This window comes from Streptomyces sp. B3I8, assembly GCF_030816915.1.
Taxonomy (GTDB): Bacteria; Actinomycetota; Actinomycetes; order Streptomycetales; family Streptomycetaceae; genus Streptomyces.
In genome coordinates, this window is sequence record NZ_JAUSYN010000002.1 from 716,059 (window position 1) to 731,083 (window position 15,025).

The following is a 15,025-nucleotide window of genomic DNA, read 5'->3' on the forward strand; positions in this document are numbered from 1 at the left end:
CCGGACAAGGGAGTCCCTGATGGCACTGCACCGTCTGACCTCCATCACCATGGGGGTCCCCCATGTGGCCGAGACGGCCGCCTACTACAACGACTTCGGGCTGGAGCCCGCCGAAGACGGATGGTTCGCCAGCCGCGACGCCGGCCGCCAGCTCCGCATCGTGCACGCCCCCACCCGCCGCCTCATCGAGGTACGCATCGGCGCCGACACCCCTGACGACCTCGCGGCCGCCGCCGCGCGCCTGCACCGTCTGGGCATCGACGCCCACACGGACGGATCCACACTGACGGCCTACGACAAGGCCACCGCCGTGCGCGCAGTAGTGGAAGTCTGCCCCCGCCTCACGCAGACCCCGGTTCCCGCCACCGTCTACAACGGCCCCGGACGCGCCGACCGCACCGGCCGGCGCGCCCCCGGCATCCTGCGTACGGACCGGGTACGCCCACGCAAGCTCGGACATGCCGTGATCGGGACCACGGACTTCGACACCACCACCGCCTTCTTCCGCGACGGTCTGGGCTTCAAGGCATCGGACTACATCAAGGACCACGGAGCGTTCCTGCGCTGCTCCACCGACCACCACAACATCCTGGTCCTCGCCGCGCCGGTCACCTTCCTGCACCACTCCGCATGGCAGGTCGACGACATCGACGAGGTCGGCCGCGGCGCCGCCGCCATGCTCCAGGACCACCCCGAGCGGCACATCTGGGGCCTGGGCCGCCACCACGCCGGCTCCAACTTCTTCTGGTACCTCAAGGACCCGGCCGGCAACTTCAGCGAGTACTACTCCGACATGGACTGCATCGTCGACGACCAACTGTGGACACCTGAAGTCCTCGAAGGCGCCAAGGGCCTCTTCAACTGGGGTCCTCCGCCCCCGCCCTCCTTCCTTGCCCCCGAGGATCTCGCCGCGCTGATGACCGGCACCCACAGTGAGACGAGGTAACACCATGACCCGGACACCGTCCCCTGCCGTCCAGGACGTGGCGATCGTGGGCTTCGGCCCGGTGGGCCAGCTGCTCGCCCTGCTGCTGGGCAGGGCCGGACACGACGTCATTGCCCTGGAACGCTGGCCCAAGCCCTACAACCTGCCCCGCGCGGTCCACTTCGACGACGAGATCGGCCGGATCTTCCAGGCCGCCGGCGTAAGCGAAAAGGTCGCAGCGGTCACCGATCCGGTGCCCGACCACTACGAGTGGCGCAACCGGGAGGGCGAGTCCCTGGTCCGTATCGACTGGTCGGGCACCGGCCCCTGCGGCTGGCCCACCGCCAGCTTCTTCTCCCAGCCCCAACTGGAAGCCGTCCTGTCCCGGGCCGCCGAAGACCTGCCCACGGTCACCGTCGCCCGCGGCTGCGAAGTCGTCGACCTGGAACACACCGCAGACCACGTCCGCCTGATCACGGACGGCCCGTGCGGCCCCGGCGAGGTCCGTGCCCGGTACATCATCGGCGCGGACGGTGCCAACAGCTTCGTCCGCAGCCGCATGGCCACCACCGTCACCGACCTGGGCTTCTTCTACGACTGGCTGATCGTCGACACCCAGCCCCACGAGCAGGCCACCTGGGCGCCGATGAACTGGCAGCTGTGCGACCCCTCCCGGCCCACCACCATCGTCTCCGGCGGCCCCGGGCGCCGCCGCTGGGAGTTCATGCGCCTGCCCCATGAGAGCGTCGAGGAACTCAACACCCTCGACACCGCATGGAAGCTGCTCGAACCCTGGGGCCGCACGCCGGACAACACCACCATCGAGCGGCACACCGTCTACACCTTCCAGGCCCGCTGGGTCGACCGCTGGCGCGAAGGCAGGCTCCTGCTGGCCGGGGACGCCGCCCACCAGATGCCGCCCTTCGCCGGCCAGGGCATGTGCTCGGGCATGCGCGACGCCATGAACCTGGCCTGGAAACTCGCCCTCGTCCTCGACGGCACAGCAGACCCAGCGCTCTTGGACACCTACACCAGCGAGCGCAGCGACCACGTTCAGCACGCCATCGGCATGTCCATGGCCCTGGGCCAGGTCATCTGCGTCCTGGACCCCGACGAAGCTGTCACCCGCGACGCCCGCATGATCGCCGGCGAGGCCGACCCTCGTCGCGTGCTGCCCGCGCCCCCACCACCCGTCCTCGGCGACGGCGTCCTGCGCCGCACGGCCGACGGACACCGCGCGGCGGACGTCGGCCACCTCACCCCGCAGTACAAGGTCACCCACCAGGGACAGACAGCCCTGCTCGACAGCCTCACCGGTGGCGGCTTCACCCTGCTGACCGACGGCCACCAGCCCCTTGACGCCCTCGACGACGCCGACCATCGCTTCCTCACGAGCATTGGCGCCACCGTCGTGGCCCTGTACCCGGAGCACGCACCCGCCGACGGGTACCTCGACAGTGACGGCGGCTATCTGCCACACATGCGCGAGCACGGCCACACCGCCGCCATCGTCCGCCCCGACTTCTACCTCTTCGGGGCAGCCTCCACCGGCCCCGAACTGCGCGAGCTGCTCGGCCAGCTCCGCGAACAACTTCGCCACCCCGCATCCCCCGGCACCGTCAGCCCCGCCCCCGAGCCACTGCTCGCCCTGGACTGAACGCTCTTCTCGACCGCGGTCGGCGGTCGTACGGGTCACCGCACGGCCCGTGCCACCGCTGTGCCCCAGCGGCTGCGCTCCGCACCGTGGGCACCGCCGAGGCGTCCGGGCCCCGCCACCGCTGCCGCGCGGCCCGGACGCCCCGCCGCGGCCTCTGCCACCGACGCCAAGACCGAAGGACCCCATGGACAAGACAGTCCCCTCCGCAGCTCAGGCCGTGGCCGACATCACCGAAGGATCCTCCCTGGCCGTGGGCGGCTCCGGACTGTGCGGCAGTCCCGCCACCCTCAGTGTCAGGACCGCCGCGCCAGGAGTCAGCCCCACGCACATCCTCGCCGCCACCGCCGCACCCGTGCACGTTCCCGCACCAACGGGACAGCAGAGCTGAAGCCTCCCGCCGGCCCGATGACCTGGACAGCCGCCGGACCGGCGGGAACAGCTCACCCTTCAAGCCCCGCCCCGGCCGCACTGCCATGTTCGAGGCTGCCCTGTCTCGCGGCCGGGGCGGTCCCACCCACCCGCACCAGCGACCCGACCCGCCGTTCAACCCCTCAGCCCGCGCCGCCACCCTCCGGGCCCGGCGAACTCGGAAGAGCGCCGTACCGGACGACGCACCCAGTGGTGCGCCGGCATCGCCCGTTCCACCGCACAGGAGACACCACGTGACCTACCCGACCTCACCCGCTCGGCATGCTTCCGCGGACAGGACGGCGGTGACGCACGTGCGTGTCTTCGACGGCCGTCGGCTCACCGAACCGCGGACGGTGGTCATCGCCGGCGGCGTGATCTCCCCGGACACCTCCGTCACCGGGGCGAAGGTCGTCGAAGGCGACGGCATGATCCTCATGCCGGGACTGATCGACGCCCACGTCCACCTCCACGGCCCCCAGACCCTTGAGCAACTGTGCTCCTACGGCGTCACCACTGCCTTGGACATGGCCACCTGGCCTCCGCAGCTCCTGGCGTCCCTGCGTAACACACCCGGCGTGACCGACATCCGCAGCGCCGGCACCCCTGCCATCGGCACAGGCGGCCCGCACGCCAAGATCCCCGGGATGGCCGCAGACGCAGTCGTCCGCACGCCCCAGCAGGCCGCGGAATTCGTCGCCGCACAGGTCTCCGCAGGTTCGGACTACATCAAGATCGTGGCCGAAGCCCCCGGAAAGGGCGGACCGAACCAGGAGACCGTCGACGCTCTGGTCGCGGCCGCGCACACTCACGGAAAACTCGCCGTCGCGCATGCCGCCACCGCCGGGGCCTACCGGATGGCCCTGGACGCCGGCGTCGACATCCTCACCCATATCCCCCTCGACCAGCCCCTGAGCCCGTCCGACATCGCACGCATGGCCGCCGAGGGCCGGGCCGCCGTGCCGACTCTGACGATGATGGAAGGCACCGCAGCCGCACGCGGGGCCGCACCTGCCTACCGCACCGCCCGGCAGAACGTGGCCGCACTGCATCAGGCCGGTGTCCCCGTGCTCGCCGGCACCGACGCCAACACCCAGCCCGGCGTGCCCTTCCAGGTCCCGCACGGCCCCAGCCTCCACCACGAACTTCAACTCCTCGTCGACGCCGGCCTCACCCCCGCCGAGGCCCTGAACTCCGCCACCGCCGGACCTGCCCGCCACTTCAGCCTCACCGACCGCGGTTCCATCACCCCGGGACAGCGCGCCGACCTCCTGCTCATCGACGGCGACCCCCTCGCGGACATCCGCGCGAGCCGGAACATCCGCCGCATCTGGTGCGGCGGCACAGAAACCGCCCCCGCCTGACATCCCCCCGTCCTGTAATGGAGACCCGCCATGTCCGACAGCCCCGAACCGCTCGTGGACGTCCACGCCCACTTCCTCACCCCCCGCTACCTCCAGGAGGCCAAGACAGCCGGACACCTGCGCCCCGACGGCATGGGCGCCTGGCCCACCTGGGAGGCGGACCGGCACCTGGAACTCATGGACCAGTGGGGCATCGCCACCTCCCTGCTGTCCATCTCCTCACCCGGCACCCACTTCGGCGACGACAAGGCCGCCCGAGCCCTCAGCCGCCACGTCAACGAAACCGGCGCCGAACTCGAACGCGCCAACCCCGACCGATTCGGGCACTTCGCCTCCCTGCCCCTGCCCGACGTGGACGCGGCCCTCGAAGAGCTCGCCTACGCCATGGACCAACTCGGCAGCGACGGCGTCACCCTGGAAACCAACGCCCACGGCATCTACCTCGGTGACGCCCGCCTCACACCGCTGCTGGCGGAACTCGACCGCCGCCGTACCCCCGTATTCGTGCACCCCACCTCACCCCCGAACTTCGAGACGGTGTCCCTGGGCCGCCCCCGGCCCATGCTCGAGTTCATCTTCGACACCACCCGCACCGTCAGCGACCTCGTCTTCAACGGCCGTCTGACGCAGTACCCGAACATCCCGTGGATCTTCACCCACGGCGCGGGCGCCCTACCGCTGCTGAGTGACCGCATGGAACTCTTCCGGAGCGTCTTCGCCTCCAGCGCCCCGGCCGATCACGGCAGCGAACCCATCGGCCCGATCCCCGAACAGATCAGCCGCCTCTGGTTCGACATCGCGGGAACCCCCTTCCCCCGCCAGGTCCCCGCACTCACCGCCGCCTTCGGCACCCAACGCCTGCTGTACGGAAGTGACTACTGCTTCACCCCCGCACCCGGTGCCACCGCACAGATCACCTCCATCGACACCGCGACCCAACCGGAGAACGACACCTGGCGCGCTCTCACCTCCCGTAACGCCCGCCGTCTCTTTCCGCGTCTTGCGACCCACACTCATGTGTAGGAGGTGAAGGCGTGGTTGCTGTATGCGCTGAGGCCGAGCCCCGCGGGTCGGACACGAACGGAGCCCTCGTCGATGAGGCAGGGCAGGCTGGGCCGGTATGGAGCACGTTGCGGTGGTCGGCTTACCTGGCACCGTGCACGCCTCTGCGATGTCGTAACGGGCGCTATTTTTGTGGAGACCGATCCGGGGCTCTGTGAGCGCGTTGTCCAGGGTGCCGCCGAGCGTGCCGATCGAGGCGTCGATGCCGGCCCCGAGGAGGTACGCGGTGAACGCGGACGAGGTGTATCGGCTGCCTGCATCGCAGGTCAGCGGCCCGCTCATGGCCGTCGTCGCGGGGAGTGGTGCGGATCTTCTTCCCGCGTCGGGCGCCTTGGAGACCGAGGTCGCGCATCAGCCGGGTGACCGTGCAGCGGGCCGCCGGTATGCCTTCGCGGTGCAGCTGCCGCCAGGCCTCCCGCACTCCGTAGACGCTGAGGTTCTCCGTGTGGACACGGCTGGTCCGCTTCTTCAGCTCAGCGTCACGGCCCGGCCGGGCGCTGGGGTTGCGGCTTGTGGCGGCGTAGTAGGTGCTCGTCGCGATCTACAGTCCGTGGCTGGTCAGGACTCGGCAGATCGGCTCGGCTCCGAACACCTCGCGGTGAGTGTCGATGAACGCTACGAGCGTTTCGAGGGCCGGTCGAGCTCGGCCGCAGAGCAAGCCGGGCCGCTTCGAGGATCTCGTTCGCCCGTCGCAGCCCGGCGTTCTCGGCTCGCAGCCGCTTGATCTGCGCAGCCTCCTCGGACGTCGTGCCGGGCCGCCGGCCGACGTCCACCTCCGCCTTGCGGACCCAGGTCCGCACCGTCTCAGCCGCACCGATACCCAGCTTCGCCGCCACTGCCTTCATCGCGGCCCACCCGGTCGGGCAGTTCGGTCGGATCTCCGCAACCATGTGCACCGCACGATCGCGAAGCTCAGGGGGTAAGGGGACAGACGTGCCATGACTCGGTCCTCTCAGGGAATCGAGCCTCCACCAGACCCGGAGCGGTTCACCAGCCTTGCCCTCGGCAACCCAACCGCACCTCGACAAGCCGACGTCAGTACGTGCTTGTCCTGGATCAACTGGACACCCCTGGGAAGTCGTTACGCCCTGTGCCATGTCGTACCGCAGGACTCGCACACCGACACCACACATCACGCACCGAGGTCCGGGCCAGATGCGGCCAACTCGGCTCAGCATCGAGCGTTTCCCCGCTTGACCGCAGGTCGAATGCGACGGTGAGCGGGTCTGACCAGCCGTCCAGGAAATCGCTGCCCCTTCGACAAGAGACCCGGTCGCTGCAACCCCGCACGCCCTACGGCAGCCGCCAGTCGACCTGCTGCCCGCCCTGCCCAATCAGCAGGTCATTGGCACGGCTGAACGGCCGCGAGCCGAAGAAACCGCGATCCGCCGACATCGGCGATGGGTGCGCGGACTCGATCGCCGGCAGATCTCCCAGCAGTGGTCGCGCATTGCGCGCGTCACGGCCCCACAAGATGGACACCAACGGCTTACCACGCCCGGCGAGAGCACGGATGGCCTGCTCGGTGACCTCCTCCCACCCCTTGCCCCGGTGCGCACCCGGCTTGCGCGGGGCCGTGGTCAGCGCCCTGTTGAGCAGCAGCACACCCTGCCGCGTCCACGGCGTCAGGTCACCGTTCGACGGCCTGGCCAGTCCGAGGTCGGAGTGCATCTCCCGGAAGATGTTCTCCAGGCTCCCCGGCAGCGAACGCACCTCGGGCGAGACGGCGAAACTCAGCCCGATCGCCATACCCGGCGTGGGGTAAGGATCCTGCCCCACGATCAGGACACGGACGTCGTCGAAAGGCTGTTGGAAAGCCCGCAGGACGTTGGCCCCGGAGGGTAGATAGGTCCGGCCGGCCGCTATCTCGCTCCGGAGGAAGTCCCCCATGGACGCGATGCGTTCAGCCACAGGTTCAAGAGCCTTCGCCCAGCCTGCTTCGACGAGTTCATGCAAGGGTCGTGGTGCCACGGCACCTCACTCTACTGGTGGACGCCATGCCTCGGCACCGCACAGAAGCCCTCACGCACGGTTGCCGCTCCGGGCGCTACTCTTCCTCCTCGTCGAACTCGTCCAACCGGTCGAGCGGATCACGCAGCCGGTCACCGGGAAGGAGGGGAGCTTGTTGCACTCAGTGATCAAGCCACTCCGCCGCAGTCATCGCGCCTGGTCCGCCTCTCGCCGCCGATACACAGATCACGGGACTTCCGCGCACGCGGTGGGGCTCTCGTTCTCCGTCACTCCAGAGGTGCGGCCGCTGCCGGGCAGTCTGCTGAACATCTTCCGCGAGCTCCATACCGATCTGGGGCTGCCCCAGCCGTCCAACGGCGATCTGACGCCGTGGACGCGGCAGGGTGTGCTGCTGCTCAACAGGGCGCTGACCACGGCACCGCGCAAGCCGGGTGCGCACCGGGGCAAGGGGTGGGAGGAGGCCACCGAGCAGGCCATCCGTGCTCTCGCCACCCGTGGCACGCCGTTGGTGTCGATCCTGTGGGGCCGCGACGCCCGCAACCTGCGTCCGCTCCTCGGTGACCTGCCGTCCGTGGAGTCCTCGCATCCGTCCCCGATGTCGGCCGACCGGGGCTTCCCCGGCTCCCGTCCGTTCAGCCGCGCGAACGACCTGCTGACCCGTCAGGGCGCGGCCCCGGTGGACCGGCGTCTCCCGTGACCTCGCCCGGCGGCCCCCGGTTGGACGGTGCGGAGGCTTCCGGCGCCGCGGCCTCCGGCGGGGCGGTGGTGGCCGGTGTGGACTCGGGAGGATCCGGGGTCCGCGTGGTGCTGGCCCGGGTCGACGGCGAGGTGGTGGCCGGGCCGTTCGTGTCGCGGGAGCCGGTGCGCACCGGGACCCGGGGCATCGACGCCGGGCATCTGCTGGAGCAACTCGTGCCGGCGGTGCGGCGGCTGCTGGCGGAGGCGGGGGCGGCCGCGCCGGTCGCCGTGGCCGTCGGCGCGGCGGGTATGGCGACGCTCGGGGACGGCCTGCGGGCCGAGCTGCCCGCAGCCCTGGAGCGGGAGCTGGGCGTGTCCCGGCTGGCGCTGGCCGCCGACGCCGTCACCGCCTACACCGGTGCGCTGGGCGTCCGGCCGGGCGCGGTCGTCGCGGCGGGCACCGGACTGATCGCGGTGGGCACGGATCTGTCCGGCTGGCGCCGCGCGGACGGCTGGGGGCATCTGCTCGGCGACTGCGGGGGCGGCGCGTGGATCGGCCGGGCGGGGCTGGAGGCCGCGCTGCGGGCCCACGACGGGCGGCCGGGCGGGTCGGCGGCGTTGCTGCGGCGGGCCGAGGAGGTGTTCGGGCCGGTCGCCGAGTTGCCGGGGCGGTTGTATCCGCGGGCGGACCGCGCCGCCGTACTCGCCTCGTTCGCCCCCGAGGTGGCCGGCTGCGCCGGGGACGACCCGGTCGCGGCGGGCGTGCTGCGGGCCGCCGCCCGGAACGTCGCAGAGTCCGCTGCGGCCGTCTGCCCGCCTTCCGGACAACCCCGGCTGGCCGTCACGGGAGGCCTGGTGAAGCTCGGCGAGGCGTTCACCGCCCCGTTGGCGGAGGAGCTGACGCGTTGCCTGCCGCACGCGCGGCGGGTGCCCGCCGAGGGTGATCCGCTGCACGGCGCGGTGCGGATCGCGCGTGAACTGGCGACCGGACCGCTCGCGCTTCCGCAGGACGCGCGGATGCTGCGGGTCACGGTCGGGGGCAGGACGCCGTCCACCACGGCCGGAAACCGACCCTCGTCGGCGCCGTGACGGGCGACGCCGCCGTGCCCCGGCACGACTTTTCGGCCACCCTGCCACCCGAAGGGGTGAATCCGCCCGACGCCGGTTCCCTCCCCGGTGGGACGGCCCCCCGCTTCACCGGCAGCCCCGACAATCGTTCGCCGACACGGTCCAACCATGCCGATCGTCTCGAATTCGTACGTACCTCATCAGACAAATCCGGACGGATACCGCTCACCCGGCCCCTCCCCGAACAGGGGAGCCCAGGAAGCCAGTAGCATGCGGCGCCATGAGCTCCCCCACTGGGCCCGCGAATGGCCTGCCTGTACGAATGCCGCGTCCGCGTCAGCCCGGACGGCACCGCCGTCCGGAACCCCTCGCCGTTCCCGAGGGTTCGCCCGCGCTCGTCCTCGCGGTGCCGGGCACGCCCAGCGCCGCGATGCGCAGCCTCGCCGAAGAGGTGGTGAGCATCGCACGGTCCGAGCTGCCCGGTCTCGATGCCCGCATCGCGTACGTGGACGGGGACGAGTCCGAGTTCCCCGCGCTGGGGCACGTCCTGGCACGTGGGGCCGAGGAGCGCACCGCCCGCTACGAGCAGGCCCGTGCCGCCGGCAGCGACGTCAAGGAGCCCGACGGCCCGGTGGGTGTCGTCGTGCCGCTGCTCGCCGGGCCGGACAACGCGCTGCTGCGCCGGATCCGCCAGGCGGTCATGGAGAGCAGGATCGCCGCCGAGCTGACCGACGTCCTCGGCCCGCACCCGCTGCTCGCCGAGGCGCTGCACGTCCGCCTCTCCGAGGCGGGTCTGGCCCGCGCCGACCGCGCCCGCCTGTTCACCGTGGCGACCGCCGCGGACGGCATCGTCCTGGCGTCCGTGGGCGGCGACGAGGCGGTGCAGGCGGCCGGGATCACCGGCATGCTGCTCGCGGCGCGGCTGGCCGTGCCGGTGATGGCGGCGGCCCTGGACGACGAGGGCTCGATCTCGGCCGTGGCGGAGGAGCTGCGGGCGGCCGGTTCGTCGCAGTTGGCGCTCGCCCCGTACCTGATCGGCCCCGAGATCGAGGAGGGCCTGCTGGAGGCCGCCGCGAAGGAGGCGGACTGCGCGACGGCCGAACCGCTGGGTGCCTATCCGGCGATCGGCAAGCTGGTGCTCGCCAAGTACACGACGGCGCTCGGCATCGCCCAGCCGCAGCCGCAGGGCACGCCGGTGCGCTGATCCGCCGGACGTCGGCAGGAGTCCGGTACGAGTACGCGAAAAGGGCCCGCTCCCCTCGGGGAGGCGGGCCCTTCGGCGTGTATCCGGCTCAGCCGAAGACGATGCAGGACGCCGCGGGTGCCTCGAGCGAGCCGCCCTCGCGGGGCAGCCCGGAGGCGGGGTCGACGGCGAACCGGGCGACGTTCCCGGAGTGCTCGTTGGCCACGTACAGGAAGCGGCCCGACAGGGCGAGGTCGCGCGGCCAGGCACCGCCGCAGGGCACCGTCGCCAGGAGCCGCAGGCGCTCGCCCCCCGCTTCGACGGCGAGGACGGACACCACGTCCTGGCCACGGGTCGCGGTCCACACGAACCGGCCGTCGGGCGAGACGACGATGCCGGACGGGTACGCGTCCCCGTCTGGTGCGCTCGGCAGCACGGAGGTCTCGCCGAGCGGCTTGAGCGCGCCGGCGTCGGCGTCCCAGCGGCAGACGGTGACCGTGGGCGACAGTTCGTTGACGACGTAGGCGTGTGCGCCGCCGGGGTGGAAGGCGAGGTGGCGGGGGCCGGAGCCGGGGCGCAGCGCGTACTCGCCGCGCAGGGTGGGCACGCCGTCCTCCAGGGCGCAGACGCGCACGGAGTCGGTGCCGAGGTCGACGCTCACCAGCCGGCGACCGCCGGGGTCCGGCTGCACCTGGTGGGCGTGCGGGCCCTGCTGCCGCTTGGGGTCGGGTCCCGAGCCGGTGTGCCGGAGCATGCCCGAGGCGGCCTCCGCGAGGGTGCCGTCGGCGCGCAGCGGGACGGCCGTGACGCTGCCGGAGACGTAGTTGGCGGTCAGGACGTGCCCGGCGTGGACGCTGAGGTGGGTGGGGCCGTTGCCGTCGACGGGGACCGGGGCGCCGACGAGCTCGGGGGTGTCGCCGGTGACGCGGAAGGCGGCGACGGCACCGTCGGAGGTCTCGCTGACGGCGTAGAGCAGTCCGTCCGTGGGTGACAGCGCGAGGAAGGACGGGTCGGGCACGTCGGCGTTGGCGCCGAGGGGGGTGAGGGCGCCGCTGTCCTCGTCGACGGCCGCGCACAGGACGCCGCGGCCGCCCTCCGCCGTGTACGACCCGATGTACGCCCGCCGTCGTCCGCCGTCGTCGCTCGCGCCCACGTCCGTCCCCTCTCGTCCGCGTGTGATCCGTCGGGGCGACGGTAGCAGCGGGTCTAGACCAGAGGGGGGCGGCGGCGCCGTTCGGGATTCACGCGCGGGCCCGGCGGAGCGCGGTGGGCGCCGTCAGGGGGGCGGACAGGGCGGACAGGGCGCGTTCCAGGCCATGGAGGTGGGTCAGGGCCGCCTCCGCGGCCGGGTGGTGGCCAGGGGCCGCCGCCGGTGCCGGGACGGCGCGGTCGGGGACGGCCCCGACGAGTGCCTCCACCGCCGTCTCCACGCGGGCGCACGCGGCGGTCAGCCGGGCATCGTGGGAGGCGTCGGGGTGGGCGGCTACGTCCGCGAGGCCGCGGGTCTCGCGGACGCAACTGTCCAGCAGGGCGAGGACGGTCCGCGCCCGTTCCCCGCGCGCCCGCAGCGGGCTCAGCGGGTGCACCAGCGGCGCGAGCGCCGTCCGTACGCGCCCCAGGGCCGCTTCGAGCTCCGCCGCGCACGACGCGGGGTCGGCCGCCGCGTCGCCCGCGAGGCGGCGGGACGCGGCGGCGGTGCAGGCGTGCACGGCGTGCAGCGCCCGCCGCACCCAGTGGTCGGTCACGGCGTGCGTCGTGACCGGCAGCACCAGCGCGACGGCGAGCGCCGCGCCGAGCGCGCCCACGCCCGTCTCGGCCAGCCGCAGGCCGAGCAGACCGGGGTGCAGCACGCCCAGCAGCCCGTAGAGCAGGCCCGCCATGACCGTCACGAAGAACATCATCCAGCTGTACGACAGGGGCGCCGAGTAGAAGATCCCGAAGACGCACACCGCGACGAGAGCCGCCGTGGGTGCCGGTGCCCCGTGCAGGGGCACGGCGACCAGCAGTCCGGCGACCAGCCCGGTGACCGTGCCGAACACCCGCCGGAAGCCGCGTACCAGGGTTTCTCCGCGGGAGGCGGTGTTGACGAAGATCCACCAGGCGGCGCCGACGGCCCAGTACCAGCGCTCCTGCGACAGCAGTTCACCGACGACCGTCGCGAAGGCGCAGGCGGCACTGGCCTGGAAGGCCTGCCGGGTGGTGTGGCGGGCCAGTCCGCGCCCGTCGGGCGGGGCCGGTGCGGCGGGCGGGGGCGTACGGCGCTCCACACACCACAGCCCGAACCGCACTGCGGCGGTGGTGGCGAGGGCCGGCAGCACGGCGGCGGTGAGCCGCGGCAGCGCGGCGGGGACGGCGTGCAGGAACTGCGCGGTGAAGAACATCATGAACGCGAAGATGCCGAGGGCGTGGCCGCGCGGCCCCCAGCGGCGGGCGTACACCCCCGCGAATACGACCGCGAGCCAGGCGGCGTCGCGGAGCAGCGGCAGCCCGTGCAACGCCGAGGCGAGCGCGAGCACCGGCAGGCCGACGGCCGGGAGCAGCGCGGTGGTGACGGCCTGGCCGCGTACGGTCGGGTCGGCGACGGTGAACAGCGCGAGCAGTGCGGCCAGGCCGCCCGTGATCGAGGCGGACAGCGGCAGTCCTGTCGCCGCGCAGAGGGTCACGGCGAGGCCGATGCCGAGCACCGCCCGCAGGGAGATCCGCAGCCGGGTACGGCCCGGGTCCGCGGCCGTGAACATGAGCGTGAGCGTCTTCACCGTCGTTTCACCCCCGGAGCGCGGGCCCACGGCGTACGTGCGCGGGGCCCGGGAAGACATGGAAAGGCGCCGCGGGCGCGGACCCGGCCTCGTTGCCGTCCTGCGCTGCGCGGCGCCATTGATGTGCCCAAGGTAAGCAGGGATGCGGGCATGGCTCAACAGGCACCGGTTTCGCTGGACCATTGGTACAGTCGGCGGCGCTCGACGCCGACGACCGGAGGGCCAACGGACCATGGCCGTGGACCAGCTCGACACCCGCATCCTGCGGCTGCTCCTGGAGCAGCCGCGCACCAGTGCGCGGGAGTACGCCCGCGTCCTCGGGATCGCGCGCGGCACGTTGCAGGCGCGCCTCGACCGGCTGGAGCGGGACGGGGTGATCACGGGTACGGCGCCGTCCCTCTCCCCCGCCGCGCTCGGTCATCCGGTGCTGGCGTTCGTGCATGTGGAGGTGACGCAGGGGCGGTTGGACGAGGTGGGTGAGGCGCTGGCGGCGGTTCCGGAGATCGTCGAGGCGTTCTCGACGACGGGGGGCGGTGATCTGCTGACGCGCGTGGTCGCCAGGGACAACGCGCATCTCGAGGACGTGGTGCAGACGCTGATCAGCGTGCCGGGGGTGGTCCGTACGCGTACGGAGGTCGCGCTGCGGGAGCGGGTGCGGTACCGGTTGCTGCCGTTGGTGGGGGCGGTCGGCCGCGCGGCGGCCGACCGCGCCGCCGGTCCGGGCGCGGGCCCGCCCCCGGGCTGACGCGCGGGCAGCCCACCGGCCCGGGACCGCTACGGCACTCCGGGCCGGTGGGCTGTCCGCCCGGGGCGCCGTAGCGGTCCGGGCGGACAGGTCCGGTGCGGGCACGTCGTGGCTGGTCGCGGTTCCCCGCGCCCCTGAGGACTCGGGGCTTCGCCCTCCGGTCAGGGCGCGTTGGCACTGGCCGCCGGGCCCCGCCCCGTCAGGTCAGAGCCGCGGCCACCTCCGCCGCCGTTCTGGCGACCAGCGCGTTCTCCGTCGGGCCCGCCGGGTCCAGCTTCGTGGAGAGGACCGCCAGCAGCAGCGGCGGTCGGTCGGGGGGCCAGACGACGCCGACATCGTTGGCGACGCCGTAGCTCGTGCCGCCGCCGGTCTTGTCGGCCAGGATCCAGTCGTCCGGCAGCCCCTTGCCGAAGCGTTCGCCGTCGGTGGTGTTGGCGATCAGCCAGCCGGTGAGCCGTTCCCGGTCGGCGTCGGGCAGCGCGCGGCCGAGGAGGAGCCGGGCGTAGGTGCGGCCGATGGCGTGCGGCGTGGTGATGTCCGTCGTCCGCCACGGCTCCGCCGAGTTGAGAGCCGGCTCCCAGCGGTCGAGGCGGGTCGTGCCGTCGCCGAGCGAGCGGCAGAACCTGGTGATGCCGGTCGGTCCGCCCAGTTCGCTCAGCAGCAGGTTGCCCGCGCAGTTGTCGCTCTCGGAGACCGCTGCGGCGCACAGCTCCCCCACGGTCAGACCACCGGCGACGTTCTCCGGCAGGCCGGTGACGGGGGCGTAGCCGGAGTCGTCCACCTGCTTCTGGGTGTAGTGAACCCGCTCGGCGAGGAACTCGCCGTCCCGGTCCAGGTCCCGCAGGACCGCCCCGGCGGCGAGCGTCTTGAACACCGAGCAGAGCGCGAACCGCTCGTCCGCGCGGTACCGCACGGTCCGGCCGGTCGCCGTGTCGTAGGCGTAGACGCCGAGGCGCGCGGCGTACTCCTTCTCCAGGGCCCGGAACCGCCGGGAGAGCCCGGCGGTTCCGGTGGAGGCGGCGGCAGGTGTCGAGGCGTGCGCCGACGCGGTGGGCAGGGCGACGGCGAGGGCCGCCCCCGCGCCGAGTGCCAGCGCGGTGCGACGGCCGGGACGGGGGCTGGTGTGTCCTGGACTGACCAAAGCGGTGCTCTCCTGTTCCTGCGCGCTGTGCGGCAGCGGATGTCCGTGATCACTCGCGTGATCATTT

At 72.6% G+C, this 15,025-nt stretch carries 13 protein-coding genes and 1 pseudogene; 9 read left to right on the plus strand and 5 right to left on the minus strand.

All coding sequences use genetic code 11. The features are described 5' to 3' along the window. Positions 1–19: 19 nt before the first annotated feature. From QFZ64_RS05445 to QFZ64_RS05465, 5 genes are all read left to right on the plus strand, one after another. Complete coding sequence (locus QFZ64_RS05445) at positions 20–946, plus strand: VOC family protein (protein WP_307062886.1); 927 nt, start codon at positions 20–22, stop codon at positions 944–946. A gap of 4 nt (positions 947–950) precedes the next feature. Beyond that, the gene (locus QFZ64_RS05450; RefSeq protein ID WP_307062888.1) at positions 951–2,582 is read left to right on the plus strand and encodes a bifunctional 3-(3-hydroxy-phenyl)propionate/3-hydroxycinnamic acid hydroxylase; all 1,632 of its coding nucleotides are present in this window, start codon (positions 951–953) and stop codon (positions 2,580–2,582) included. A 184-nt stretch (positions 2,583–2,766) separates the two neighbouring features. Next, positions 2,767–2,970, plus strand: coding sequence for a CoA-transferase (locus tag QFZ64_RS05455; protein WP_307062890.1), 204 nt, complete (start codon positions 2,767–2,769; stop codon positions 2,968–2,970). A 325-nt stretch (positions 2,971–3,295) separates the two neighbouring features. Next, on the plus strand, positions 3,296–4,354 hold the full coding sequence (locus QFZ64_RS05460; RefSeq protein ID WP_307062892.1) for an amidohydrolase family protein: 1,059 nt from the start codon (positions 3,296–3,298) through the stop codon (positions 4,352–4,354). A gap of 30 nt (positions 4,355–4,384) precedes the next feature. Further along, positions 4,385–5,377 carry an amidohydrolase family protein gene (locus QFZ64_RS05465; protein WP_307062894.1) on the plus strand — a complete coding sequence of 331 codons (993 nt, stop codon included), beginning with the start codon at positions 4,385–4,387 and terminating at the stop codon, positions 5,375–5,377. Positions 5,378–5,540: 163 nt separating this feature from the next. Here the strand turns inward: QFZ64_RS05465 and QFZ64_RS35295 are convergent, their stop codons facing one another. Together QFZ64_RS35295 and QFZ64_RS05470 are read right to left on the minus strand one after the other, a co-directional pair. Continuing rightward, entirely contained in the window at positions 5,541–5,957 is a 417-nt protein-coding gene (locus tag QFZ64_RS35295) for an IS3 family transposase (protein WP_373430725.1), read from the minus strand. A gap of 752 nt (positions 5,958–6,709) precedes the next feature. Continuing rightward, entirely contained in the window at positions 6,710–7,387 is a 678-nt protein-coding gene (locus tag QFZ64_RS05470) for a uracil-DNA glycosylase (RefSeq protein ID WP_307062896.1), read from the minus strand. Between the two features lie 232 nt (positions 7,388–7,619). Between QFZ64_RS05470 and QFZ64_RS05475 the strand changes: the two are divergent. From QFZ64_RS05475 to QFZ64_RS05485, 3 genes and pseudogenes are all read left to right on the plus strand, one after another. Then, positions 7,620–8,084 (plus strand): annotated as a pseudogene (locus QFZ64_RS05475) (uracil-DNA glycosylase); the annotation flags it as partial. 20 nt (positions 8,085–8,104) lie between these two features. After that, positions 8,105–9,154, plus strand: a complete 1,050-nt coding sequence (locus tag QFZ64_RS05480) for an N-acetylglucosamine kinase (RefSeq protein WP_307071586.1) — start codon at positions 8,105–8,107, stop codon at positions 9,152–9,154. A gap of 259 nt (positions 9,155–9,413) precedes the next feature. Continuing rightward, positions 9,414–10,337, plus strand: a complete 924-nt coding sequence (locus tag QFZ64_RS05485) for a sirohydrochlorin chelatase (protein ID WP_307062899.1) — start codon at positions 9,414–9,416, stop codon at positions 10,335–10,337. Positions 10,338–10,425: 88 nt separating this feature from the next. Here QFZ64_RS05485 and QFZ64_RS05490 read toward each other — a convergent pair whose 3' ends face one another. Further along, positions 10,426–11,469: a lactonase family protein gene (locus QFZ64_RS05490; RefSeq protein ID WP_307062900.1), complete on the minus strand. Its 1,044-nt coding sequence runs from the start codon at positions 11,467–11,469 to the stop codon at positions 10,426–10,428. Positions 11,470–11,557: 88 nt separating this feature from the next. After that, the gene (locus tag QFZ64_RS05495) at positions 11,558–13,054 is read right to left on the minus strand and encodes an FUSC family protein (protein WP_307062903.1); all 1,497 of its coding nucleotides are present in this window, start codon (positions 13,052–13,054) and stop codon (positions 11,558–11,560) included. Between the two features lie 250 nt (positions 13,055–13,304). Between QFZ64_RS05495 and QFZ64_RS05500 the strand changes: the two genes are divergently transcribed. After that, positions 13,305–13,817 carry an Lrp/AsnC family transcriptional regulator gene (locus tag QFZ64_RS05500; RefSeq protein ID WP_307062905.1) on the plus strand — a complete coding sequence of 171 codons (513 nt, stop codon included), beginning with the start codon at positions 13,305–13,307 and terminating at the stop codon, positions 13,815–13,817. A 199-nt stretch (positions 13,818–14,016) separates the two neighbouring features. On the opposite strand, the gene bla is transcribed toward QFZ64_RS05500, so the two are convergent. Continuing rightward, positions 14,017–14,958 (minus strand): class A beta-lactamase, encoded by a 942-nt coding sequence (gene bla / locus QFZ64_RS05505; protein WP_307062907.1) that lies wholly within the window; start codon positions 14,956–14,958, stop codon positions 14,017–14,019. Positions 14,959–15,025 lie beyond the last annotated feature (67 nt).

Coding starts and splice junctions, on each gene's coding strand:
- QFZ64_RS05445 (WP_307062886.1), top strand. CDS start 20: ATGGCACTGCACCGTCTGACCTCCATCACCATGGGGGTCCCCCATGTG.
- QFZ64_RS05450 (WP_307062888.1), top strand. CDS start 951: ATGACCCGGACACCGTCCCCTGCCGTCCAGGACGTGGCGATCGTGGGC.
- QFZ64_RS05455 (WP_307062890.1), top strand. CDS start 2,767: ATGGACAAGACAGTCCCCTCCGCAGCTCAGGCCGTGGCCGACATCACC.
- QFZ64_RS05465 (WP_307062894.1), top strand. CDS start 4,385: ATGTCCGACAGCCCCGAACCGCTCGTGGACGTCCACGCCCACTTCCTC.
- QFZ64_RS05485 (WP_307062899.1), top strand. CDS start 9,414: ATGAGCTCCCCCACTGGGCCCGCGAATGGCCTGCCTGTACGAATGCCG.
- QFZ64_RS05495 (WP_307062903.1), bottom strand. CDS start 13,054: ATGTTCACGGCCGCGGACCCGGGCCGTACCCGGCTGCGGATCTCCCTG.
- QFZ64_RS05500 (WP_307062905.1), top strand. CDS start 13,305: ATGGCCGTGGACCAGCTCGACACCCGCATCCTGCGGCTGCTCCTGGAG.